24 protein-coding genes, 1 tRNA gene and 1 riboswitch are annotated in these 21,982 nt (G+C 69.3%); of the genes, 17 read left to right on the top strand and 8 right to left on the bottom strand.

Annotated elements, in window-relative coordinates; translation table 11 throughout:
- Positions 1-88: 88 nt before the first annotated feature.
- From rph to rdgB, 3 genes are all read left to right on the top strand, one after another.
- Positions 89-829: a ribonuclease PH gene (gene rph, locus NBG84_RS28750; protein WP_250922531.1), complete on the top strand. Its 741-nt coding sequence runs from the start codon at positions 89-91 to the stop codon at positions 827-829.
- A 186-nt stretch (positions 830-1,015) separates the two neighbouring features.
- The gene (locus NBG84_RS28745) at positions 1,016-1,399 is read left to right on the top strand and encodes a hypothetical protein (protein WP_250922530.1); all 384 of its coding nucleotides are present in this window, start codon (positions 1,016-1,018) and stop codon (positions 1,397-1,399) included.
- A 43-nt stretch (positions 1,400-1,442) separates the two neighbouring features.
- Positions 1,443-2,045 carry an RdgB/HAM1 family non-canonical purine NTP pyrophosphatase gene (gene rdgB, locus NBG84_RS28740; RefSeq protein ID WP_250922529.1) on the top strand — a complete coding sequence of 201 codons (603 nt, stop codon included), beginning with the start codon at positions 1,443-1,445 and terminating at the stop codon, positions 2,043-2,045.
- A gap of 45 nt (positions 2,046-2,090) precedes the next feature.
- Here the strand turns inward: rdgB and NBG84_RS28735 are convergent.
- The 4 genes from NBG84_RS28735 to bcp form a co-directional block, all read right to left on the bottom strand.
- Positions 2,091-2,174: transfer RNA gene (locus NBG84_RS28735), tRNA-Leu, on the bottom strand.
- 55 nt (positions 2,175-2,229) lie between these two features.
- Positions 2,230-2,889 (bottom strand): HNH endonuclease signature motif containing protein, encoded by a 660-nt coding sequence (locus tag NBG84_RS28730; RefSeq protein ID WP_250922528.1) that lies wholly within the window; start codon positions 2,887-2,889, stop codon positions 2,230-2,232.
- The gene (locus NBG84_RS28725; RefSeq protein WP_250922527.1) at positions 2,886-3,554 is read right to left on the bottom strand and encodes an HNH endonuclease signature motif containing protein; all 669 of its coding nucleotides are present in this window, start codon (positions 3,552-3,554) and stop codon (positions 2,886-2,888) included. Before NBG84_RS28725 ends, NBG84_RS28730 begins: the two co-directional genes overlap by 4 nt.
- Positions 3,555-3,866: 312 nt before the next feature.
- On the bottom strand, positions 3,867-4,334 hold the full coding sequence (gene bcp / locus NBG84_RS28720) for a thioredoxin-dependent thiol peroxidase (protein WP_250922526.1): 468 nt from the start codon (positions 4,332-4,334) through the stop codon (positions 3,867-3,869).
- Positions 4,335-4,460: 126 nt separating this feature from the next.
- On the opposite strand from bcp, the gene NBG84_RS28715 reads away from it, so the two are divergent.
- The 3 genes from NBG84_RS28715 (at position 4,461) to NBG84_RS28705 (ending at position 5,693) form a co-directional block, all read left to right on the top strand.
- Entirely contained in the window at positions 4,461-4,784 is a 324-nt protein-coding gene (locus NBG84_RS28715) for a DUF3618 domain-containing protein (RefSeq protein ID WP_250922525.1), read from the top strand.
- Positions 4,785-4,827: 43 nt separating this feature from the next.
- Positions 4,828-5,184 carry a GroES family chaperonin gene (locus tag NBG84_RS28710; RefSeq protein ID WP_250922524.1) on the top strand — a complete coding sequence of 119 codons (357 nt, stop codon included), beginning with the start codon at positions 4,828-4,830 and terminating at the stop codon, positions 5,182-5,184.
- A 97-nt stretch (positions 5,185-5,281) separates the two neighbouring features.
- A riboswitch (guanidine-III (ykkC-III) riboswitch) is annotated at positions 5,282-5,340 on the top strand.
- Positions 5,341-5,372: 32 nt separating this feature from the next.
- A complete protein-coding gene (locus NBG84_RS28705) occupies positions 5,373-5,693 on the top strand; it encodes a DMT family transporter (RefSeq protein ID WP_250922523.1) in 321 nt (106 codons plus the stop codon).
- A 166-nt stretch (positions 5,694-5,859) separates the two neighbouring features.
- Here NBG84_RS28705 and NBG84_RS28700 read toward each other — a convergent pair whose 3' ends face one another.
- Positions 5,860-8,259 (bottom strand): transglycosylase domain-containing protein, encoded by a 2,400-nt coding sequence (locus tag NBG84_RS28700; protein ID WP_250922522.1) that lies wholly within the window; start codon positions 8,257-8,259, stop codon positions 5,860-5,862.
- A 135-nt stretch (positions 8,260-8,394) separates the two neighbouring features.
- Here NBG84_RS28700 and NBG84_RS28695 point away from each other — a divergent pair, with 135 nt between their 5' ends.
- From NBG84_RS28695 to NBG84_RS28675, 5 genes are all read left to right on the top strand, one after another.
- Positions 8,395-9,195 (top strand): ABC transporter permease, encoded by an 801-nt coding sequence (locus NBG84_RS28695; RefSeq protein WP_250922521.1) that lies wholly within the window; start codon positions 8,395-8,397, stop codon positions 9,193-9,195.
- A complete protein-coding gene (locus NBG84_RS28690) occupies positions 9,188-10,138 on the top strand; it encodes an ABC transporter permease (protein ID WP_425608716.1) in 951 nt (316 codons plus the stop codon). The genes NBG84_RS28695 and NBG84_RS28690 overlap by 8 nt, the downstream gene beginning before the upstream one ends.
- Positions 10,139-10,146: 8 nt before the next feature.
- A complete protein-coding gene (locus NBG84_RS28685; RefSeq protein WP_250922520.1) occupies positions 10,147-11,109 on the top strand; it encodes an ABC transporter ATP-binding protein in 963 nt (320 codons plus the stop codon).
- Positions 11,110-11,205: 96 nt separating this feature from the next.
- Positions 11,206-11,895, top strand: a complete 690-nt coding sequence (locus tag NBG84_RS28680) for a DUF1707 SHOCT-like domain-containing protein (RefSeq protein WP_250922519.1) — start codon at positions 11,206-11,208, stop codon at positions 11,893-11,895.
- A 130-nt stretch (positions 11,896-12,025) separates the two neighbouring features.
- Positions 12,026-13,498, top strand: coding sequence for a DUF445 domain-containing protein (locus NBG84_RS28675; RefSeq protein ID WP_425608715.1), 1,473 nt, complete (start codon positions 12,026-12,028; stop codon positions 13,496-13,498).
- A gap of 151 nt (positions 13,499-13,649) precedes the next feature.
- Here NBG84_RS28675 and NBG84_RS28670 read toward each other — a convergent pair whose 3' ends face one another.
- Together NBG84_RS28670 and NBG84_RS28665 are read right to left on the bottom strand one after the other, a co-directional pair.
- Positions 13,650-13,835, bottom strand: a complete 186-nt coding sequence (locus NBG84_RS28670) for an excalibur calcium-binding domain-containing protein (RefSeq protein WP_250922517.1) — start codon at positions 13,833-13,835, stop codon at positions 13,650-13,652.
- 133 nt (positions 13,836-13,968) lie between these two features.
- Positions 13,969-15,003 (bottom strand): SEC-C metal-binding domain-containing protein, encoded by a 1,035-nt coding sequence (locus NBG84_RS28665; RefSeq protein ID WP_250922516.1) that lies wholly within the window; start codon positions 15,001-15,003, stop codon positions 13,969-13,971.
- Positions 15,004-15,602: 599 nt separating this feature from the next.
- On the opposite strand from NBG84_RS28665, the gene NBG84_RS28660 reads away from it, so the two are divergent.
- Together NBG84_RS28660 and NBG84_RS28655 are read left to right on the top strand one after the other, a co-directional pair.
- Positions 15,603-15,929, top strand: coding sequence for a DUF6412 domain-containing protein (locus NBG84_RS28660; protein WP_250922515.1), 327 nt, complete (start codon positions 15,603-15,605; stop codon positions 15,927-15,929).
- Positions 15,930-16,006: 77 nt separating this feature from the next.
- Positions 16,007-16,744: a YidC/Oxa1 family membrane protein insertase gene (locus tag NBG84_RS28655; RefSeq protein WP_250922514.1), complete on the top strand. Its 738-nt coding sequence runs from the start codon at positions 16,007-16,009 to the stop codon at positions 16,742-16,744.
- Positions 16,745-16,849: 105 nt separating this feature from the next.
- Here NBG84_RS28655 and NBG84_RS28650 read toward each other — a convergent pair whose 3' ends face one another.
- A complete protein-coding gene (locus NBG84_RS28650; protein ID WP_250922513.1) occupies positions 16,850-17,935 on the bottom strand; it encodes a Gfo/Idh/MocA family oxidoreductase in 1,086 nt (361 codons plus the stop codon).
- A gap of 487 nt (positions 17,936-18,422) precedes the next feature.
- On the opposite strand from NBG84_RS28650, the gene NBG84_RS28645 reads away from it, so the two are divergent.
- From NBG84_RS28645 to NBG84_RS28630, 4 genes are all read left to right on the top strand, one after another.
- Positions 18,423-19,169: a hypothetical protein gene (locus NBG84_RS28645; protein WP_250922512.1), complete on the top strand. Its 747-nt coding sequence runs from the start codon at positions 18,423-18,425 to the stop codon at positions 19,167-19,169.
- Between the two features lie 285 nt (positions 19,170-19,454).
- Positions 19,455-20,234 (top strand): HAD-IIA family hydrolase, encoded by a 780-nt coding sequence (locus tag NBG84_RS28640; protein ID WP_250922511.1) that lies wholly within the window; start codon positions 19,455-19,457, stop codon positions 20,232-20,234.
- Positions 20,235-20,392: 158 nt separating this feature from the next.
- Positions 20,393-21,169: a hypothetical protein gene (locus tag NBG84_RS28635; protein WP_250922510.1), complete on the top strand. Its 777-nt coding sequence runs from the start codon at positions 20,393-20,395 to the stop codon at positions 21,167-21,169.
- Position 21,170: 1 nt separating this feature from the next.
- Complete coding sequence (locus NBG84_RS28630; protein WP_250922509.1) at positions 21,171-21,863, top strand: class F sortase; 693 nt, start codon at positions 21,171-21,173, stop codon at positions 21,861-21,863.
- The last annotated feature ends 119 nt before the right edge of the window (positions 21,864-21,982 follow it).

Below are 21,982 nucleotides of genomic sequence, written 5' to 3'. Positions count from 1 at the left end.
ACCCGGCCAGAACCCCCCCACACCGGCTTCCGGAAGGCCTCATTCCGATGGGATGGGGCCCTTCCGCGCAGCCGATAGGCTCAACGCCATGTCTCGTATCGACGGCCGTACGCCCGAACAGCTCCGCCCGGTCACCATCCAGCGCGGCTGGAGCAAGCACGCCGAGGGCTCCGTCCTCATCTCCTTCGGCGACACCAAGGTCTTCTGCACCGCCTCCGTCACCGAGGGCGTACCGCGCTGGCGCAAGGGCAGCGGCGAAGGCTGGGTCACCGCCGAATACTCGATGCTCCCGCGCGCCACCAACACCCGCGGCGACCGAGAATCAGTACGCGGCAAGATCGGCGGCCGCACCCATGAGATCAGCCGCCTCATCGGCCGATCCCTGAGAGCCGTCATCGACTACAAAGCCCTCGGCGAGAACACGATCGTCCTCGACTGCGACGTCCTCCAAGCCGACGGCGGCACCCGAACCGCCGCCATCACCGGAGCCTACGTAGCACTCGCCGACGCCGTCGCCTGGGCCCAGCAGAAGAAGCTCGTACGAGCCGGACGCAAACCCCTCACCGGCACCGTCGCAGCCGTATCCGTGGGCATCGTCGACGGCGTCCCCCTCCTCGACCTCTGCTACGAAGAAGACGTCCGCGCCGACACCGACATGAACGTCGTCTGCACCGGCGACGGCCGCTTCGTCGAAGTCCAGGGCACCGCCGAAGCCGAGCCCTTCGACCGCAAGGAACTCAACGCCCTCCTCGACCTGGCCACCGTCGGCTGCACCGACCTCGGAACCCTCCAGCTCGAAGCACTCGGCCGCACCGAGCCGACCAACTGACCCACCCGCAAACCCGGCGAACACACGGGCGACACCACGCCCACAAGTGTCAGAGGCAGCCGACGGAAAGCTGACCGACCACCGGGCTGGGTAAAGAAGCAACCAAGAACGCCCCAGCGGGCGTCGTTACCGACACGGGCGCACGGGCCAAACCGTGCGCCCGGCCGTATCCGGGAGGGACCGTCCATGTCTGCGCGCCGCCGTATCGCACTCACGCTCGCCACCGCCGCACTCATAGTGCCGATCACCGTCGGCTGTAGCGCCATCGACAAGGCACTCGACTGCGTGGAGACCGCCGAGGCCATCGCGACCAGCGTCGACAAGCTGACCCAGGCCGCCTCCAACGCGACCGAAGACCCCACCCAGGCCCGCCAGGCCCTCGACGACATCGACAAAGAACTCGACAGCCTGAGCGACAAGACCGACAACGCCGACCTGACCAAGGCCGTCGACGACCTCAACGCCGGCGTCGACAACGTCCGCAAGTCGATCGAAGGCGGAGACGCCACCCCCGACCTCACACCGGTCACCGACGCCGCATCCGAAATCGGCAAGGTCTGCACCCCCTGACCCACACCACCACCACGGCTGGACGCACCCGGATAATCGGGGCATGACCCGTCTCATCCTCGCCACCCGCAACACCGGGAAGATCACCGAACTCAGGGCCATCCTCGCCGACGCGGGACTACCGCATGAACTCGTCGGCGCGGATGCCTACCCCCAGATCCCCGACGTCAAGGAAACCGGCACCACCTTCGCCGAGAACGCCCTGCTGAAGGCGCACGCCCTCGCCCAGGCAACCGGCCTACCCGCCGTCGCCGACGACTCCGGCCTCTGTGTCGACGTCCTCGGCGGCGCGCCCGGCATCTTCTCCGCCCGCTGGGCCGGCACCCACGGCGACGACACCGCCAACCTCAACCTGCTGCTCGCCCAGCTCTCCGACATCGCCCCGGAACACCGGGGCGCTCACTTCTTCTGCGCGGCCGCACTCGCACTGCCCGACGGCACCGAACGCGTCGTGGAGGGCCGCATGCCCGGCACCCTGCGCCATATCCCCACCGGGACGCATGGCTTCGGCTACGACCCGATCCTCCAGCCGGCGGGCGAGACCCGCACGGCCGCGGAGCTGAGCCCGGCGGAGAAGAACGCGATCAGCCACCGGGGGAAGGCCTTCCGGGCACTGGTTCCCGCGGTCCGCGAACTGCTGAACTGAACCCGCAAAGCGAAGGGCGCCCCGGTGGGGGCGCCCTTCATGGTGTGCGGCCGGAGGGACTCGAACCCTCAAGGGATTTCTCCCACGACATCCTAAATGTCGCGCGTAGGCCAATTCCGCCACGGCCGCTGGTCACCTGTCATGGTAGCGGCTGGTCGGGCGTTTTCGCGTCCCGGTTCCGCTGTCAGCTACGGGATCTACCGCCTCTGCACCATGTGCTGGTGATCGCATGACAGTTGGGGCAGAGCAGACGCAGATTCTGCGCGCGATCATCCAGCCGGTCGCCGTTGATGTGGTCGATCTCCAGGGTCATGCGCTTGCCCTGCCACTCGGCTCCGCTGCCGCACTCAGCGCATCGCTCGGGCAGCCCGAGCTCATGGAGCGCCCGGCGCAGCCGGGCCGTCTTCGTGCGGCGGCCGCCGTCCCGCTTGGTGAGGATGCGGTCCGCGGTCTTCCTCGGTGTGGTGGCCGCCCTGTCTCGCTGGTGTGCCTGCCCCAGGAAGTGAGAGGTGGAAAGGGACTCCTGCGTTATCCATCTCCGCAGAGCGGCTCGCTGGGACCCGTTGTCCAGTCGATCGAGTCGTCTCAGTGTCTCGGCCAAGGACACCGAAGCCGCTACCGCCGTGCGCAGTTCGGCGCTGGAAGGAGGTGGACCGCTACGCCGTCGCCGGGGCCGGAAATGCGAGATGTCTATGCCGTGCTGCTGGAAGCAGCGGTGAAGATGTCTCCGCAGACCCTCATAGGGCGGGGTGCCGAAGAATGCGATGACTTCGTCGATGTCCGCGCAGGTCTTCGCCGCGATCCTCAACCGCGCGGGCGGGTATCGCAGGGCTGCTGGACTCATCGACTCGCCTCGGTCCCGCGGCCGGCTCCGGCCCGCCGGTGCTTGCCGCGACCGCGGTAGTTATCCGTGGCCGAGTGACAGTTGGGACAGAGAATGCGTAAGTTCTCCATCCGGTTGTTCCGCCAGTTCCCATCGATGTGATCGACCTCCAGGGGCAGCGGCCGCCCGCGCCACAGGGGACCGGTGCCGCACAAGGCGCAGCGCTGGGGGATGCCCCTTGCGGTGAGTGCGCGCTTCAGCCGCTTGCTGGGAATGCGCCGCGCCGTCTCAGCCGGCTGCTCCTCCAGCACCGCTCTCGGGGCGCGGCGTTCGCCTTTCCCCTTGTGCTGTTGAGGTCGAAAGTGCGAGGTGTCGATTCCCAATGCCTTGATCCGGCGACTGATGTGGGTGTGGTGACCGCCCACCACCTCGATCCCGAGACGTCGTAACACCTCGCAGACGCTCGTCGACGCCGCCACCGCCGGCTCAAGGACCTCTCTCGTCCAGCGCGCCCCTTCGCGTTCGAAGTGGCCGGTGGGTATCCCCAGCCTGCGCATCCGCTCGCTGAGGTACTTCCGGGTCGGGCTCCTGGGGTCGACGCCGAGTCTGATCAATGCCTCGGTCAGGGTCTGGCTCGATGCGGCGGCCTCGGTGAGGCGCTCCCGTGTGTACGGGCTGGCGCTCATGGTCTTCTCCGTCCCGGTCGCGCTTTCGCGACCCGAATGGAGTAACGAACCGACATTCGGACAGTTACGTCCGAAATTCGGAATGGCCTGTCCCGCTTCCACTGGAAGTGGGACAGGCCATTCCGAAGAGTCGGTCAAGCCCGTTATCCCCACAGGCACTGGAACCGCTCGCCGGGGACTGGAGGCTTGCTCCGCTCAGGGCTGCTGAGGGGCTCGTCCCGCCCAGGCGCGACGGCCCGAGCGGAGCGCCACTTCAGCCCCCGGGCGCTCGCGGTCGACGTACCTGGGAGCGGGCCGAGGGGGAGCGGCGGTTTAGATCCCCAGATCCTTGATGATCTTCGCGACATGCCCGGTCGCCTTCACGTTGTAGAACGCGTGCTCCACCTTGCCCTCCTCGTCCACCACGACCGTGGACCGGATGACACCCGTGACGACCTTTCCGTACAGCTTCTTCTCGCCGTACGCCCCGTAGGCCTCAAGGACTGATTTCTCCGGGTCTCCGACCAGGGTGACCTTCAGGTTCTCCTTCTCCCGGAACTTCGCCAGCTTCTCCGGCTTGTCCGGCGACACGCCGATCACGTCATAGCCGGCGTCGGCCAGCAGCTCCAGGTTGTCCGTGAAGTCACAGGCCTGCTTGGTGCAGCCGGGGGTGAGCGCCGCCGGGTAGAAGTACACGATCACCTTGCGGCCCTTGTGGGACGCGAGCGATACCTCGTTGCCGTCCGCGTCGGGGAGGGTGAAGTCGGGGGCCGGATCGCCGGGCTGGAGTCGCTCGCTCATGGTTCTCCTCGTCAAGCCGTGCGGGTGTACGCCGTCGAGCGTAATAGGGGTGCCGGGGGGTACGTGCGCGGTAGAGCTGACAGACTGTCGACGGAACCAATCGGACACGACCACGGAGGCAGCGCGGTGTCGGACGCGAGGACCCCTGCGCAGATCGAGGCGGACATTGTCCGCAGGCGCGACCAGCTTGCCGAGACCCTCGACGAGATCGGGGTGCGGGTGCACCCGAAGACCATTGTCGGCGATGCGAAGGCGAAGGTGGCTTCGACGGTCGACCGGACCGCGGGACGCGCCTTCGCCGCGGTCAACAGCAAGGTGGCGGATGTCAGGTCGGTCTTCGTCTCGGCCGATGGCGCGCCCAGGCTGGAGCGCTTGGTGCCGGTGGCGGTGGCCGTCGTGGGGCTGGTGGGCTTGCTGGCGGTCTCAGTCGGGCGCAAGCGCCGTCTGTGAACCGAGGGCGTGGGAATCACCCCGGGGCAGGTAGGTTCATGGCGTGAGCGCCAACAGTCATCAGCACAGCCCCCAGCACGACAAGCTGCCCATCCGCATGCTGCACGATCGTGTGCTGGTGCGGACCGACATCCCGGAGGGTGAGCGGCGTTCCACCGGCGGCATCGTGATTCCGGCCACCGCTGCGGTGGGCCGGCGTCTTTCGTGGGCCGAGGTGGTCGCGGTGGGGCAGAACGTGCGGACGGTGGAGCCCGGTGACCGGGTGTTGTACGACCCCGAGGACCGGGCCGAGGTGGAGGTTCGGGGCGTGGCGTACGTACTGATGCGGGAGCGTGATCTGCACGCCGTGGCGGCTGACCGTTTCCAGGGGTCCGAGGATTCCACCGGGCTCTATCTGTAGGCCGTCGTAAGTCGGCGTTGACGGTTCTGCAGGGCTGGCGACGGGGGCTGTCGGCTGGGCTGGTGACTCACTTCACCAGCCCTTTCGCCGTTTTTTGCTAGGGTTGGGCCAACCCCGACGAGACGCGCCGTACCGGGCTGGTAAAGACGACGCACCCCGTTGAAGTCACGTCTCTCGGAGGTGCTGTCATGGCCTGGGTTCTGTTGATCATTGCCGGTTTGCTGGAAATCGGCTGGTCGATCGGGATGAAGTTCACCGAGGGTTTCACCAAGCTCTGGCCCAGTGTGTTCACTGGTGCGGGCATCGTGGCCAGCATGGTTCTGCTGGCCCAGGCGGCGAAGACGCTGCCGATCGGTACCGCGTACGGCGTATGGGTCGGTATTGGTGCGGCCGGCGCCGCGATCGTGGGGATGGTGGCGCTCAACGAGCCGGTGACCGCCGCCCGTATCTTCTTTGTCTCGCTGCTGCTGGTGGCGGTGGTGGGTCTGAAGACGACGTCCGGGCACTGAGTCTGAAGGCCACTGAGTCTGAGGGCACTGAGTCTGAGGTCACTGAGTCTGAGGTCACTGAGTCTGAGGTCACTGAACCCGGGTCTCACCCGCTTGGGTCTCATGGGCCTGGAATCCATCGCGAGGTCGGCAACCGAATGACGGCTGCCGACCTCGTTGGGTTGGGTCAGCGCTGGTGGATGACTTCGGGCGGTGGCCCGGGTGGTGGCTGTCCTGGCTGGCCGTGGTCATGGTGTCCCCCGGGGCCTGAGCCGTGTTCCCCGAATCTGCCGAAGCCATCGGGTCCGTCGCGGGGACCGGGTCGGGTGTCGGGGGCCGGGCCGCCGGGTCCGGTGGAGGCGGAGCCGTCGCCCTGGCCCGTATCGACGTCTCCGTCTCCGCTGCTGGGAGGGCCGGTCTCGGACGGGCCTTCGGACTGCCCCGGGCTCTGGTCGGGTGTTTCGCCCGGTGGCTCGGACGATGGGCCGCTGGGTGTGGGTGACTGGGGCGGGGGTTCTTCCTCGCTCGGTGACCCAGGCAGTGGTTCCGGTTCCGCGCCGGGTTCCAGTTCCAGGTCGAACTCGTTGATCTCGGTGCCTTCCAGGGCCATACCGGTGAACTGTCCCCAGATCCGTGCCGGTGCCCCGCCGCCGTTGATGCGCGGCAGGCCGAGCGCTCCGTAGAGCGGTTTCTGTGCTCCGGTGTCGGGGTCCTGCCCCATCACCGCGACGACGGTCGCCAACTCCGGTGTGTAGCCGGCGAACCAGGCCGCCTTGTCCTCCTCCGCGGTTCCGGTTTTGCCTGCGGCGGGGCGGCCCGCGGACTGGGCCGCGGTGCCGGTGCCGCTGTCGACGACGCTCTGGAGGATGGAGGTGGTGGTGTCCGCGGCCTCTCGGCTGACGACCTGTCGGCTGTCGTCCTTCGGTAGCCGTACGGTGGCGCCGTCCTTGGTGACCTTGGTGACGAGCGTGTAGGTGCCGTGCCGGCCGTGGTTGGCGAGGGTGGCGTACGCCTCTGCCATGTCGAGCACGCTCGCCGTCGCCGGGCCGAGCGCGATGGAGGGGCTCGCGGTCAGGTCCGGGGTGCTGGCCGGGATGCCGAGGTCGATCGCGGTCTGGCGGACCCTGTGGGGGCCCACGTCCACCGCCATCTGGGCGTAGACCGCGTTCACGGATCGGTCGGTGGCCTCCCGGACGGTGATGGGGCCGTAGGAGATGCCGTCCTCGTTCTCGGGGGCGTACCGGCCGCCGCTCCAGCCTCGGACGGGTCGCCGGTCGGTGCCGTCGTACACGGTTTCGGGGGTGATGCGTCGGCCGTCCTGGGTGCGTGAGTCGTTCTGGACGGCGGCGGTGAAGACGAAGGGCTTGAAGGTCGAGCCGACCTGGTAGTCGCGGCGGGTCGCGTTGTTGACGTACTGCTGGGTGTAGTCGACTCCGCCGTAGAGGGCGACCACCCTCCCGGACTCCGGGTCGATGGACGCGCCGCCGACGCGTACGTTGCGGTCGGCCTTGCGGTCCTCGCTGACCTGTGACATCACCTGGTCGTCGACGGCTTCGACGAACGCGTCCTGCTTGGCGCGCTCCACCGTGGTGGTGATGCGGTAGCCACCGGCGGCCAGGGTGCTCTCATCCATCACGTCATGGCCGGTCAGGTACTCTTCGACGGCTTGGACGACATAGCCGCGTTGACCGGAGAGCCCGTTCGCCGGCTTTGCCTTCTGCGGTACGGGGAAGGTCATGGCGGCCCGTTCGCTCTCGCTGAGCCAGTCCTCCTTGACCATGCCGTTGAGCGTGTAGTTCCAGCGGCCGAGGGCGGCGGCCTGGTTCTCGGGGTGGGTGGTGACGTCATAGGCGCTGGGGGCGTTCAGGAGTGAGGCGAGGTAGGCACCTTCGGCGGTGTCGATGTCCTCGATGTCCTTGCTGTAGTACGCCTGTGCCGCCGCCTGGATGCCGTAGGCGTTGCGGCCGAAGTAGCTGGTGTTGAGATAGCCCTGCAGGATCTCGCTCTTGCTCTGCTCGCGGCTGAGCTTGATGGAGATGAAGAATTCCTTCCACTTCCTGGAGAGGGTCTGCTCCTGGCCGAGGTAGTAGTTCTTGACGTACTGCTGGGTGATGGTGGAGCCGGATTGCTTGCCCTTGCCGGTGAGGGTGTTCCAGGCCGCCCGGACCATGGCTTTGGGGTCGACGGCGCGTTCGGAGTAGAAGTTGCGGTCCTCGGCGGCGAGGACGGCGTGTTGCACCGTGAGGGGTACCTGGGCCAGTTGGACGTTCTCCCGGTTGATCTCGCCGTCCCGGGCGATCAGGGTGCCGTCCTCGTAGAGGTAGACATTGGACTGGGCGGTCGCGGTGGCATTGGCCGGGGGGATGTCGACGAGGAGGTATCCGGCCGCGAAGCCGCCGATCAGGAGTAACGCGATCAGCAGGATCGCGCCGAGGACCATGCGCCAGGTGGGCACGAGCCGCCGCCAGCCGGTGCGCCGGGGCTTGTTCCCCCTGGTCCCCGGCTGCCCGGGTACGGCCCCTGGCCCGGGCGCTGAGACGGTTTCGTCCCGGGGCGTCCAGCCCTGCTGCGGTGGCTCCTGACTCATATGCCCATAGTGCACTTTAAGCGGGATATCTCCCGGACCGCCGTCGTTATTGCGTCGCGGCGGTCTGCCCGATTGGGCTAGGGTCGTGCGCTTTGGTATCGGCTGTTGTGATCATGCGGAGGAGGGGTGGGGGACGTGCGACTCTATGGAGTCGTCATGGTCGGCTGGTTCCGGCGATATGCGACATACCGAATGGCGACGGCCGCGGGGGTTTTCACCAACACCGCCTTCGGTTTCATCATGGCGTACACCTATACCGCGCTCTGGGACGAACGTCCCCAGCTCGGTGGATACGACGTCTCGCAGGCGGTGACCTATGTCTGGCTGGGCCAGGCGCTGCTGATGGCCTGTGCCCTGATGGGCGGGGGCTTCGAAGACGAGCTGATCGAACGCATCCGTACGGGTGACATCGCCACCGACCTCTATCGGCCCGCCGACCTCCAGCTGTGGTGGTTGGCCTGCGATCTGGGCCGGGCGTTCTTCCATCTGGTCGGCAGGGGCGTCATCCCCATGGCGATCGGGGCGTTCGCCTTTGATCTGACGCTGCCCGGTTCGGCGTTGACCTGGATCGCCTTCCTCGTCTGTGTGGTGCTCGGTCTGCTGGTCAGCTTCGCCATCCGCTTTCTGGTGGCGCTCTCCGCGTTCTGGCTGATGGACGGCTCGGGCATGGCGCAGATCAGTTGGCTCGCTGGCATGTTCTTCTCCGGGATGCTGCTGCCGCTCACCGTCTTCCCCGGGACCCTGGGCGAGGTGGCGCGAGCGCTGCCCTGGTCGTCGGTGCTGCAGATCCCGGCCGATGTCTTCCTCGGCAAGCGCACGGGCTGGGCACTGGCCGAGGCCTACGCCTTCCAGGCCGGTTGGGCTCTCGCGCTCCTTGGCGCCGGGCGGCTGCTCCAGACCGCGGCGACCCGCAGGGTGGTGCTCCAAGGTGGCTGAGACATCCGAGGCGGCCGAGCGACCGGAGGCGCTTTCGGTGCCGTCCCCCGAGCCGCTCGCCGTTGAGCCGGCGGGACGCTCGACCGCGACGCGGTCCGTGGAGCTCGACGCCTTTCCCACCCGTACGCGGCTCAGCACGCTCACCGATGGTCTACGCGCCTACGGAATGATCGCGGCGATGTGGATTCGCTCCACGATGACCTACCGGGCCTCGTTCGTGATGACCACGGTGACCAGCTTTGTGGTCACCGCCTTTGACTTCATCGCGATCCTGCTGATGTTCACCCATGTCGACGCGCTCGGCGGCTACCAGCTGGGTGAGATCGCCTTCCTCTACGGGGCCGCCGCCACCTCCTTCGGTCTTGCCGACCTGCTGGTGGGGTCCACGGAGCGGCTCGGTCGGCGGGTGCGCGACGGCACCCTCGACACCCTGCTGGTCCGTCCCGCCCCGGTCCTCGCCCAGGTGGCGGCCGACCGGTTCGCCCTGCGCCGACTGGGCCGGATCACCCAGGGCCTGCTCGTTCTCGGCTACGGGCTGGGGACGGTGCACGTCGAATGGACCCTGCTGAACCTGCTGATGGTGCCGATGATGCTGGTCAGCGGGGCATTGATCTTCGCCGCGGTGTTTGTCGCGGGTGGCTCGTTCCAGTTCTGGGCACAGGACGCGGCCGAGGTGCAGAACGCCATCACCTACGGGGGGAACACCCTCCTCCAGTACCCGCCGACGGTCTTCGCGAAGGATCTGGTGCGCGGGGTGACCTTCGTCGTCCCGCTGGCCTTCGTCAACTGGCTTCCCGCGCTGGCCGTGCTGGACCGGCCCTATCCGCTCGATCTGCCGCACTGGTTCGCCTATCTACCGCCCGTCGTCGCCGTGCTGTGCTGCTGGCTCGCCCTGCTGGCCTGGCGCGCCGGCCTTCGTTCCTACCGCAGCACCGGGAGCTGACGCTGACCATGGAAGCCTTCATCGAACTCGACGGTGTGGAGAAGGTCTTCGACGTACGGCGTCGAGCCGGTCTACTGCGCCGGGAGAAGAGCCAGGTGCGGGCCGTGGACGGGCTCAGCTTCACCGTGGCCCGCGGGGAGATGGTCGGTTACATCGGCCCGAACGGCGCGGGCAAGTCCACCACGATCAAGATGCTGACCGGCATCCTCACCCCGAGCGGTGGGCGGCTGCGGGTCGCAGGCATCGACCCCGCCAGGGAACGCACCCGGCTGGCGCGCCGGATCGGGGTGGTCTTCGGGCAGCGCACGACCCTGTGGTGGGACCTTCCGCTGAAGGACTCCTACCGGCTGATGCACCGGATGTACCGCATTCCCGACCAGCGGTTCAGGGAGAACCTGGAGCGCTGTGTCGAACTGCTCGACCTGGGGGAACTGCTGGAGGTTCCGGTACGCCAGCTCTCGCTCGGCCAGCGGATGCGCGGCGACATCGCGGCGGCGCTGTTGCATGACCCCGAGGTGCTCTATCTCGATGAGCCGACGATCGGCCTCGATGTGATCTCCAAGGCGAAGGTCCGTGACTTCCTGCGGGATCTCAACGCCGACCGCGGTACGACCGTGCTGCTGACCACCCATGACCTCACCGATATCGAGCAGCTCTGCCGTCGGGTGATGGTCATCGACCACGGGCGGCTGATGTACGACGGTGCCCTCGCCGGGCTGCATGAGGTGGGGGAGAGCGAACGGACGCTGATCGTGGACCTGGAGCGGGAACTTCCGCCGGTGGTGATCGACTTGGCCCGTACGGTGCGGGTGGAGGGGCCCCGTCAGTGGTTGGCCTTCCCCGCCTCCCAGTCGGCGGCACCGCTGGTGTCCGCGCTCGCTGCCAGGTATCCGGTGATGGATCTCTCCCTGCGGGAGCCGGACATCGAGGCGGTGATCGCGAAGATGTACGCGGGCCGGTCCGGGCAGTGAGCAGCGGGGCGGAGTGCCGCCGGGCCGGCGATGGGATGGGCGGCCGGGTCAACTCGCCCGGTGGGTGTCGGGAACCCGACTACTAAGCTGATGCTTATGAGTGAACTCCCTGAGATGCGGGCCTCGGACAGTGAGCGTGAGCAGGTCGCCGAGCTGCTGCGTGATGCGGTGGCCGAGGGACGGCTCACGATGGAGGAGTTCGAGGAGCGTCTCGACGCCGCCTATCAGGCCCGTACCCGTGGCGAGTTGGAGCCTCTGGTCAGCGATCTCCCGGTGACGGGCGGTACGCCTGTGGCGCCGGTGGCCGTCTCCGGGGTGGGGCGCTGGTCCGAGCGGATCGGGGGCATCCCTCCCAGGTCAAAGCTGGCCTTCGCCTTCTGGGGCGGGTTCGGGCGCAAGGGGACTTGGACCGTGCCGCGGCGGTTCACCACCTTCACGTTGATGGGCGGTGGGGAACTCGATCTGCGGGAGGCGCACTTCGAGGATCGTGACGTGGTGATCCGCTGCATCACGATCATGGGTGGGGTGAGCATCGTCGTACCGAACGATCTGAATGTCGAGGTCAGCGGCATCGGCTTCATGGGCGGCTTCGGTGAGCACGGCGGCGACGCGAGGCCCGACCCCTCGGCGCCGCGCGTACGGATCACGGGCTTTGCGCTGATGGGCGGGGTAGGGGTCGAGCGCAAGCGTACGAAGGCGGAGAAGCTGCGACTGAAGGCGGAGCGCGCCGCGGAGCGAGAGCGGCTGGAAAAGGGCAGGGGCGCCGATCGCAAGGAGCTCGACTGAGACTCGGTGGCGGTGCCGCGACGCTTCTGTCGTCCCAGGTCCGCAGGGCGTCCCGGGAACTTTAGGATGCGCCCCGGGAGTACCTGAGGTAGGGACAATGCGTACGGGTGCGCGCGAACGGGTGGAGCGGATGAACAGCACAGAGCGGGAAGAACCGGAACCAGAGCCGAGGCCTGAGCCGGCTCCGGACCCAACCCCGCGACCGAGGCTGGGCGCGCGGAGCGGACCTGGCCGCGGTCCTGCCCAGGGGGCCGCTGGTGGGCCCGGGGCGGACGCGGGTCCCCAGGGCGGTGCTGCCGCTTCCTCGGCGGGCGCCTCCACCCGCCGTGGCGGGCTGCCCTCGTTCGCCTATACGGAAGCGGATGAGGAGAAGCAGCGCGGCGTACGGCGGATGAAGCTGACCGCGACCGGTCTGCTGGTCTTCGTCGCCGTAGTCTTCGCACTCGCCACCTGGGCGAAGAACGCGGGCGCGGGCCCCTGGGCCGGCTATCTCGCCGCCGCGGCCGAGGCCGGGATGGTGGGTGCGCTCGCCGACTGGTTCGCCGTCACGGCCCTCTTCCGCCACCCCCTGGGCATCCCCATCCCCCACACGGCGATCATCCCGAACAAGAAGGACCAGCTGGGAGCCTCACTGGGGTCCTTCGTCGGCGAGAACTTCCTCTCGGAGGACGTGGTGCGCGCCCGGCTGCGCGCCGTGGGGATCGGCGGCCGGCTGGGCACCTGGCTTGCCGAACCCGAGCACGCCGACCGGGTGACGGCCGAGCTGTCGACGGCCCTGCGCGGTGCGCTGACGGTGCTTCGGGACTCCGATGTCCAGGCCGTGGTCGGTGAAGCCATCACCCGGCGGGCGGACAGCGCCGAGATCGCACCCGGTGTGGGCAAGACGCTGGAGAAGGTGGTGGCCGACGGTGCCCACCACCGCGCGGTGGATCTGATCTGCGCCCGGGCCCATGACTGGTTGGTCACCCACGCGGACTCGGTGATGGACGCGGTGGAGGGCGGTGCGCCGGGTTGGACCCCGAGGTTCGTGGACCGGAAGGTGGGGGAGCGGGTCTATCGAGAGCTGCTCCGCTTCGTGGTCGAGATGCGGGACATGCCGGGCCATCCGGCCCGTGGGGCGATCGACCGCTTTCTGACCGACTTCGCGTCGGACCTCCAGTCGGACACCGACACCCGGGCACGGGTGGAGCGGATGAAGTCGGACCTGCTGGCGCGCGCGGAGGTGCAGGATGTGATCGCTTCGGCGTGGGCATCCGTACGCACCATGATAATTTCCGCGGCGGAGGACGACCGCAGCGAGTTGCGGCTGCGGGCCAGGGCGTCCCTGCTCTCCCTCGGCGCCCGTCTGGCGACCGATGAGCGGCTTCAGGGCAAGATCGATGGCTGGGTCGAGGACGCCGCGGTGTATGTGGTGACGACGTACCGCGGTGAGATCACCTCGCTGATCTCGGAGACCGTGGCGAGTTGGGACGCCGAGCACACCTCCCGCAAGATCGAGGCCCATATCGGCAGGGACCTCCAGTTCATCCGCATCAACGGCACCGTGGTGGGCGCGCTGGCCGGTCTGGTGATCTATTCGGTGGTGCACGCGGTCGGTGGCTGAGGGCTGACCCGCCCCGGATCGCGGGCCGGTTCCGGCGAGCTGTGTCGGGTGCGTGACCGCGTTCAGCCCATCGGCCACGCACCCGACTACCAGGGGAGGTGCCCTCACATACGGAGGGCGCCCCGAAGGTGTTCAGGTCCCGCGCCGGGGACTATCCGCAGGCGACGCAGTCTCCGTCTCGGTCGGGGTGCGCGCCATGGCCGGGGTCTCCCCTGTGCTGCCCCCGCATGGCAGCGCGATCGGCGCCCTCCCCCGGGGCGTCCCTTTTCCGGATACTCAGCCGGCTGTGCGTCCAGGTGACATTGATCATGGCGATGGCGACCGCAGTGTCCGTCATGGTGTCGGTTGTGTTGTTTTCGTCGGCCCTGGTGACGGACGGGCGATAGGTGAACTCATCCTCGCCGGCAGCCCCCGTTGCCGGTCGTCCCGCACCAGCCCGCAGCACGCTCGGCATCACCGAGCGCCCACACTCAGCCGGTCGGTGCGGCCGCCAGCCCGCCATGGCACTCCCGGTACGCCACCCCCGAACCGCACCAGCACGCCGCCCCTTTCGCCGGCGGCCAGGACACCGCGCGTCCCCGTGCTGCCAGGGTCGTTGCGTACTGGGGGAGGAGATCCTGATGGGACGGGGAGGACTGTTCCGAGGCGGCGAACGCCTCGTAGGAGGGGACCGTGGCCGTCACGATGCCCAGGTTGCCGGTGCCCGTGGAGGCCAGGTCCCGTAGCGAGGATTCGATGTCCGTGAGGTGCGCCGAGTGCGTGGGGTACTCCGACTCCAGCGCCGGGTACGCCGTCAGCAACTCCCGCAACTCCGCCTGTGGCCAGTGGAGCACCGCCACCGGGAAGGGGCGGGAGAGAGCCGAGCGGTAGGAGCCCAGTTCGGAGCGGAGACGGGCGATCTCAGCGCGCAGTTCGGCCGGGTTGTCCGAGCCCAACGACCAGAGGCGCTTGGGGTCATGGAGTTCATCGAGGCGGATCGTCGAAGGCGCTGTCTGCGCGCTGTGCACCCGATCCGCGAGGGTGTCCCAGGAGTCATGGGCGCGACCGAGCAGCCGACGGACCCGGTGGCGGCCGGTGAGGAGGGACTGCATCTCGTACGGCACTTCGTCGTCACCCGGTGTGATGAGCAGGGTCACCGCGGTGGTGAAGCAGTCGTGCGACGCCTCTAGTTCATCGTGGGCTTCCAGTGTCTCGGCCACGATCTCCCAGGGTGCCGGATCCGCGGGAGCTGCCGTGCGGATGCCGGCGATCAGGGCGCGGGCCTCCGCCTCGTGCCCGTACTCCCAGAGGTTCGCCGCCTGGAACGCCTTCACCAGAGTGGGGTTCTCGGGGTCGGACGCGAGGAGGCTGTCATAGAGGGTGGAGGCCCGTTCGCGGTCCCCCGCCAGTTCAAGGTGGGCTGCGGCCTGGAGAAGTAGCGGTTCGCTGTCTTGTGGGTACTGCGTCGCGGTACGCAGCAGACGCTCGGCTTCGGCAGTGTGATCGGCAGCAGTGTCGGGGCGCATAGTGGACACCGTACTGCCGTCAGCGGGCCGGTAGGGGTGGCGTTGGGCACTCGCCAGCAGGCGTATGTGTCCGGTGACTTAGCGGTCACCCAGAGCTGCACCCCCCACCGTGCGCTCGGGCGGGAGCGGACAGGGGACAGTGGTCCTCATCCCTGAACACGGCTGTCGGTGGCGGGCGCGGAGTGCCGCCGAGGCAGGGGCGATCGTCGAACTCGGCTCCTTCAGGAGTGCGTTGTCCTGCCCAGGTTCCGCTCTTGTCCGTTCATCAGGGGGTGGCGTCGATGTCGCGCATGTGGTGCGTCGGCCCGGTGGGCCGACCGGCAGGCCCGGCAGGGTGCTGAGCAGTGGGTGCGGGGCCGTGGACTCGGCCGTCACTCACCGCGTGCGGAGGGCGGACGCAGACTTGTGCGGGGAGCGCCGTACTCCGGGGGACCGAGCGGGGAGAGGCCCCAGGGGCGTCGGCCGGAGCGGGCCGAAGCCGAGGGTCCGGGCCGACCGGAGGTGCGGTCCTGGCTGCCCCGCACGCTTTTGGAGTCCCCTACCCATCCTGTATAACGGCGATAGGCCAGCCATCGGACGATCGGGAGAGGGGGCACGGCATGGAGAGGGTCATTCGGCGCCTCGCGCGGGCACTCCCACCCGCCGCTCTCGCCCTGTTCCTCGTCCTGGAGTTTCTGATCGCCGACGGCAGCAGTCTCTCCGCCGCCCTCGCCCTGGCCGCGACGGCCACCGCCGCGGCCAGTTCGGCGCTGGTGGTCTGCGCCGTCATCAGCGCGCGCTGTGCGCCCGCGGTGCCTCGCACCCGGGTCCGTACCGCCATCCGCGACCGTGAGAAGCGCACCGCGTTTCTTCCCCAGCGTGATCCCGACGCCAGGGGCCGCACCAGGCCGCGTGCACCCGGACATGCCCTCCTGACGGCCGCGTAAGAAGCTCCTTCTCCGCGCGGACCGTCCTGCCGAGCTCCCTTTCCCCGGCACGACGAGACCCCTCGGAGGGCTCACCCATGTCCGTATTCGCCAGCTTGGTCGAGCGTCTGGCCGAACTGCTCCAGCCGCTGTTCCACGCCTCGGCCACCGCCGCCGCGATCGTTCTCTTCACCGCGTTGGTACGGCTCGCCGTCCATCCGCTCTCCCGCGCGGCTGCCCGCGGGCAGAAGGCCCGGCTTCGACTGACCCCGCACATCAACGAACTGCGCACCAAGTACGGCAAGGACCCGGAGCGGCTGCGGGAGGCTCTGACCAAGCTCTACGCGAAGGAGAAGACCTCACCGCTCTCCGGTTGCCTGCCCAGCCTGCTTCAGCTGCCCGCGTTCTTCCTGATGTACTACCTGTTCTCCAGCCCGAGCATCGGCGGTGCACCCAACGGACTGCTGGGCCACACCCTGCTGGGCGCGCCGCTCGCCGATCGTTGGACCGACGCGCTCGACCACGGTGGTCTCCTCGGCGCTGCCGGTCTGGTCTACCTCGCGCTCTTCGCGCTGGTCACCGCCGTCGCCGTGGTCAACTACCGGCGCACCAGGCAGCAGTTGGCCGCAGGTCCGCTGCCGCAGGACGCCCCGCCCGGGATGGGAGCCATGAACTCGATGCTTCCGCTGCTGTCCTTCGCCACCCTGATCACCGTCGCCGTGGTGCCGTTGGCCGCCGCGCTGTACGTCGTCACCAGCACCACCTGGTCGGCCGTCGAGCGGATCGTTCTCTATCGGGACATGCCGACCGCGGGGGCGATGAGTCCGGCGCTCTGAGCCGCCCGACCGCGGCTTCGGGGAGCTCGGGCATCCGCTGCCGTCCGAGCCCCCGGAGCCAGGGGCCGGTGTCGTTGCCGGCCGACGGGGATCGCGCGGCGGTGCTCAACGCGACAGTTCGACGGTGATCCCCTCGCGGGCGGAGAGCGCCGCCGCCTCCAGTACGTCCAGTGCGGCCGCGGCTTCCTCGGCGGTGACCGGGGGAGGCGTGCCGTCCCGCAGCGCCCGCGCGATCGCCGGGTAATACGCCGGATAGTCACCGGGGGCCGATTCCACCGGGCTTCCGCCGCCGGTCAACGGTGACTCACCCGCACCCAACCGGCCCCAGTGGGCGGTGTCCTCCACCCCCCATGGCTCGCTCGGCGAGGGCCGCCTGCCGGCCCGCAGCTCTGCTTCCTGCGGGTCGAGTCCGTACTTCACAAAACCGGCGCTACTGCCCAGCACCCGAAAACGCGGTCCGAGCTGGGCGGTGGTGGCGCTCATCGACAGCTGGGAACGGACACCGTTGGCATGGGTGAGGGCCATGAAGGTGTCGTCGTCCGCCTCGGCTCCGGGGCGGCGCACATCCGACTCCGCGTACACCCGCACCACCGGGCCGAAGAGGGTCAGCACCTGGTCGACGAGATGACTGCCGAGGTCGTAGAGGAGCCCGCCGATCTCCTCGGGGTCCCCGGACTCCCGCCAGCCGCCCTTGGGCTGCGGGCGCCAGCGTTCGAAGCGGGACTCACAGCGCTGTACGTCGCCGAGAGCGCCTTCCCCGAGGAGTCGGCTGAGGGTGAGGAAGTCGGCGTCCCAGCGGCGGTTCTGGAAGACCGAGAGCAGCAGCCCCCGCCCTGCCGCCAGCGCGGCGAGCTCCCTGGCCTCGGCGGCCGTACCGGCGATGGGCTTGTCCACCACGACCGGGATGCCCAGGGTGAGGGCCGCGGTGGCGATGGGGACATGGGTCTTGTTGGGGGAGGCCACCACGATCAGATCGAGTTCGTCGGGACGTTCCCACAACTCGTCGGCCGTGCTGGCGAACCGTACGCCGGGGAACTCGCTACCCGCCCGTGCCCGCCGCTGCGGGTCCGATGTGACGATGGTGTCGAGGACCAGGTCCTTCGCGGCGGCGATGAGCGGAGCGTGGAAGAACGAGCCCGCGACGCCATAGCCGATGAGCGCGACCCGCAGGGGGCTGGCGGTGCCTGTCATGGGGTCCACTTAAGCAGGGGCGCGCCACCGGTGCCGCGGCGGTCATGGCCGCGGAACGATCACGGGGTGTGCCGGGTGGCCGGCGCCGACCTGGTCTCGCTGGCCCGCTCCACCTGAGCGGCGCCCATCGGTGGAGGACGGCGTCGGCCCAAGCCGGCTCGCGGCTGCCGAGTACCGTTGCGGCGGCCGGGCCGACGGCCCATGACGGTCTCCGGCGATCGCCCTGGGCATGCGCAAAGCGCCATTCGGCGGGAAAATACCCTGATAGGGCGGAGTTCTGCCGCCGTTCGGGCCCGAACCGGACGTGGCACCCCCCAGCGGGCCGCCCCGATGTGCCAGCGTCCCGCCCACCGATCCGTTCGCCCCTGCCCCCAGCCCCCAGCTCCTGCCGTCCCCTCCCCGCACCGACCCGCCCGATCCTGGCGTCGACCCCAGCCCCTGCCATCACCTGCCCCGCAAGCGGTACGAGCAGCAAAGGCACCCACCCATGCGATCGCGCACCGTCCGAGTCATCGGCGTCATCGGCCTCACCGCCGCCTTTCTGCTGCCCGCTGAGGCGGCGGCGGCCACGGGCGAAGCGGCTCCCAGCGCCCGGCAGCCGCGCTGTGGCAGCGCGTCCGCCAAGGACTTCCCGATCGGCACCCGGATTCATGGCGGCCCCTCGGCCCAGCGCGCCGGTGGCGGCTTCGCCCAGTGGTCCGTGGACCTGGCCAACACCACCGCCCGGGCCTGCCGCAACATCCATCCGGTGCTGGTCTTCGCCGGTCAGGACCGCGGGCTGACCCCGGCCCGGTTGATGCTGGAGTTCTACGACGACAGGAGCGCGCGGTGGCGGCCCGCTCCGCTGGAGACGACTTCGGAGGACGAGCTCATCGCCGTACTCGACAGCGACGGCGCCCACCACGACCGAGGGGGCTTCACCGTCCCGAAGCGGGCGACGCTGACCGTGCGGGTGCGGCTCGCGGTGACCTCCGACACCCCGCCCAACCAGGTCACCGTCAATGCCGCGGTCGTGCAGCGCCGAGGGGACGACGGCGACTGGGTCGGCGAATCCGGGGACTACCGCTTCGCCGTCCTCGACGACAACGGCACCGGCATCACGGTCACCCGCGATGAACTCGCCACCACCGGTAGTACGTCACTGCCGCGGCTCGGGGCCGCGCTGGGGACCGTCCTCGTCGGGGGCGCCGCACTGGCGCTGGTCTCCCGACGGCTCCGCTCGGGCGATCGCTGACCGCAGCCGTGGGCCGCTTTCCATCCGCCCTGTCAGCTGCGCCGGAGCCAGCCCGGTCACCCGCGCGGCAGAGCACTCCAACCGGCCTCCCACCTGCGCCGGAGCCACCCGGTCAGCTGTCCCGGAGCACTCACCGTCCGCGGCCGCCGGCCCCCCAGCCGATAGTCAAGAGTCAGGATCAGGCCATCGTGACTAGGCTATTGGTGTCGGGGTGACACAGAGCCGTGCCTCCGGCCCCCAGCACCTCGCGTATCCCGTACGCCCAGCACGGCAGGAGTCCCGTTGATGGCAGAGCGCAAGCCGATTGAATCCTGGCTGACCGACATGGACGGTGTCCTGATCCATGAGGGTGTGCCGATCCCCGGCGCGGACGCCTTCATCACCAAGCTCAGGGACACCGGGAAGCCCTTCCTGGTCCTGACCAACAACTCCATCTACACCGCGCGCGACCTCCATGCCCGACTGGCTCGGATGGGCCTGGACGTCCCCGTCCAGAACATCTGGACCTCCGCGCTGGCCACGGCCCGGTTCCTGGACGACCAGCGGCCCGGCGGTACGGCGTATGTCATCGGCGAGGCCGGTCTCACCACGGCCCTCCATGACATCGGCTACGTACTCACCGACCACGACCCCGACTACGTGGTGCTCGGCGAGACCCGTACCTACAGCTTCGAGGCCCTCACCAAGGCGATCCGGCTGATCAACGCCGGCGCGCGTTTCATCTGCACCAACCCGGACGAGACCGGGCCCTCCACGGAAGGGCCGCTGCCCGCGGCGGGATCGGTCGCCGCGTTGATCACCAAGGCCACGGGTAAGGCCCCCTACTTCGCCGGCAAGCCCAACCCCCTGATGATGCGCACCGGGCTGAACGCCATCGGCGCCCACTCCGAGACCAGCGCCATGATCGGCGACCGGATGGACACGGATGTGCTCGCCGGTCTTGAGGCGGGCATGGAGACCTTCCTGGTGCTGACCGGGGTCACCACGCCCGCGGACATCGACCGCTATCCGTTCCGGCCGTCCAGCGTCGTCGATTCGATCGCTGATCTCGTCGACCGGATCTAACCCCCCGCCCGACCACCCCGGGCTCGGGGGCATCACTCCTTCGGGCCGTCCCTTCGGCCGGTCGGGGCAGCTCAGCGGGGGTCCTGTCACCCGATGTCACCGCCCCGGATGCGTAATCGCGAACCACGCGTGAACCTTGCGGTACCAGGAGGTTCACCATGCGTACCAGGTTGATTGCTTTCCGTGCCGCAGGGACGGTAGGGGCCGCGGGGGTGGCCGCCGCACTGCTGCTCGCACCCGCGGCCGGCTCGGCGTACGCCTACGACCCGGTGACCGCGACGGTCTCACCGGCCGGCGCGGGCCCCGGGGACCACGTGGAGATCCAGGTACGCGGATGCCAGGGCGATACGGGAACCGCCAGGTCACCGTCGTTCAGCGACCCCGCCGAACTCCGCGGGAAAAGCTCCCACGACTCCCAGCGGTCCCAGTACGGGGACGACTCCTCGCGAAGCGGCGAGGAGTCGTCGTCGGATCGTGAGGACGCCCGGTCCAACGATGACGGAGCCACCTCCGACAGCCGGGAAGGGGCATCCGACGGCGGCGGGGGGCGATCGAGCGGTCAGGGCGGCTCGGCATCCAACCAGTCCCCTCTCACCAGCGGCCACACCCTCCATGGACGTGCCACCATCAAGGCCTGGCTGAGCCCCGGCACTTATGACGTCACCGTCCGCTGCGGGGGCCGCGAACACCATGCGGCCGGCACGATCCACATCACCGGTGACCACGGCCGGCCCGTTCATCCCTCTCCAGTGGCGCCCGTGCGGGCGGGCGGCGGCGGTACCGCCGCGCTGGCCGCCGAGCAGCGGCCGCACAACGACACCGACGGCGCGGGTCCGGGCACTCCCCACACCGTCGTCGGCCTTGTACTCGCCGGGGCCGCCGCGGTCGCCGTCGCCGTCCGCAGCTCGCGCCGCCGTCGCCAGGGCTCCGACTGAGATGCCCGCATCCGACCCGCCGCCGACGCCCCCAGCATCCGATACACCCACGGGTTCCGGTCGGCTGCTCACCGGAGTGGTCTGGGTGGTGCTGCTGCTCGGACTCTGGCTCTGGGGGCGGGGAGAGGGTGGTGGTCTCGGCGGCAGTTCCGGGCCGACCACCGGCGATGTCGCCGCGGTCGGCCGACCGGCCGGAGTACCGCTGCCGCCCGCCCATGACCCGCTAGAACCGGCCAGGCCCCAGCGGGTGGACATCCCCTCGATCGGCGTGGCGGCCCCCGTCGTACCGCGCGGGCTGGACTCCGCGGGCGCCATCGACCCACCGCCGTACGCGACCGCGCAGACCGTGGGCTGGTACGGCGCCGGTACGCAGCCGGGCGCGCCGGGGGCTTCGCTGCTGGTGGGCCATGTCGACACCAAGACCGAGCCGGCCGCCTTCTACGGTCTGAGTACGGCTCGTCCGGGGCAGCAGGTCCGGGTCACCCGGGCCGACGGTTCGGTGGCCGAGTTCACCATCGACGATGTGCAGGTGTTCGAGCGGGACGGGTTCGACGCCCAGAAGGCGTACGGGCCGCGCCAGGGCGGCCGGGCGGAGCTGCGGCTGATCACCTGCGGTGGCACCTTCGACAAGACGACGGACAGCTATACGGCCAATGTCGTGGTCTCCGCCTACCTCACGGGTGTGCGCCGCTAGCACGGCTCCCCGACGGCAGTGCACCCGCTTCGGCCGGTGCGACCACGAGCGGTGCGACCTGGCTCGGCCGACGGCTGGTTTCCCGCGGAGCCGTCAGCCGAGCCGGTCCTCAGCCGTCG

Source organism: Streptomyces albipurpureus, from assembly GCF_023701525.1.
Lineage (GTDB): Bacteria > Actinomycetota > Actinomycetes > Streptomycetales > Streptomycetaceae > Streptomyces > Streptomyces albipurpureus.
Note: the sequence above shows the minus strand (reverse complement) of the source record. Positions and strands in the feature narration are given on the sequence as shown.

Coding starts and splice junctions, on each gene's coding strand:
- NBG84_RS28645 (WP_250922512.1), top strand. CDS start 18,423: ATGCGATCGCGCACCGTCCGAGTCATCGGCGTCATCGGCCTCACCGCC.
- rph (WP_250922531.1), top strand. CDS start 89: ATGTCTCGTATCGACGGCCGTACGCCCGAACAGCTCCGCCCGGTCACC.
- NBG84_RS28725 (WP_250922527.1), bottom strand. CDS start 3,554: ATGAGCGCCAGCCCGTACACACGGGAGCGCCTCACCGAGGCCGCCGCA.
- NBG84_RS28730 (WP_250922528.1), bottom strand. CDS start 2,889: ATGAGTCCAGCAGCCCTGCGATACCCGCCCGCGCGGTTGAGGATCGCG.
- NBG84_RS28700 (WP_250922522.1), bottom strand. CDS start 8,259: ATGAGTCAGGAGCCACCGCAGCAGGGCTGGACGCCCCGGGACGAAACC.
- NBG84_RS28630 (WP_250922509.1), top strand. CDS start 21,171: ATGCCCGCATCCGACCCGCCGCCGACGCCCCCAGCATCCGATACACCC.
- NBG84_RS28665 (WP_250922516.1), bottom strand. CDS start 15,003: ATGCGCCCCGACACTGCTGCCGATCACACTGCCGAAGCCGAGCGTCTG.
- NBG84_RS28660 (WP_250922515.1), top strand. CDS start 15,603: ATGGAGAGGGTCATTCGGCGCCTCGCGCGGGCACTCCCACCCGCCGCT.
- NBG84_RS28685 (WP_250922520.1), top strand. CDS start 10,147: ATGGAAGCCTTCATCGAACTCGACGGTGTGGAGAAGGTCTTCGACGTA.
- NBG84_RS28655 (WP_250922514.1), top strand. CDS start 16,007: ATGTCCGTATTCGCCAGCTTGGTCGAGCGTCTGGCCGAACTGCTCCAG.
- NBG84_RS28705 (WP_250922523.1), top strand. CDS start 5,373: ATGGCCTGGGTTCTGTTGATCATTGCCGGTTTGCTGGAAATCGGCTGG.
- NBG84_RS28670 (WP_250922517.1), bottom strand. CDS start 13,835: ATGACGGACACTGCGGTCGCCATCGCCATGATCAATGTCACCTGGACG.
- NBG84_RS28650 (WP_250922513.1), bottom strand. CDS start 17,935: ATGACAGGCACCGCCAGCCCCCTGCGGGTCGCGCTCATCGGCTATGGC.
- NBG84_RS28675 (WP_425608715.1), top strand. CDS start 12,026: ATGAACAGCACAGAGCGGGAAGAACCGGAACCAGAGCCGAGGCCTGAG.
- bcp (WP_250922526.1), bottom strand. CDS start 4,334: ATGAGCGAGCGACTCCAGCCCGGCGATCCGGCCCCCGACTTCACCCTC.
- rdgB (WP_250922529.1), top strand. CDS start 1,443: ATGACCCGTCTCATCCTCGCCACCCGCAACACCGGGAAGATCACCGAA.
- NBG84_RS28745 (WP_250922530.1), top strand. CDS start 1,016: ATGTCTGCGCGCCGCCGTATCGCACTCACGCTCGCCACCGCCGCACTC.
- NBG84_RS28635 (WP_250922510.1), top strand. CDS start 20,393: ATGCGTACCAGGTTGATTGCTTTCCGTGCCGCAGGGACGGTAGGGGCC.
- NBG84_RS28680 (WP_250922519.1), top strand. CDS start 11,206: ATGAGTGAACTCCCTGAGATGCGGGCCTCGGACAGTGAGCGTGAGCAG.
- NBG84_RS28640 (WP_250922511.1), top strand. CDS start 19,455: ATGGCAGAGCGCAAGCCGATTGAATCCTGGCTGACCGACATGGACGGT.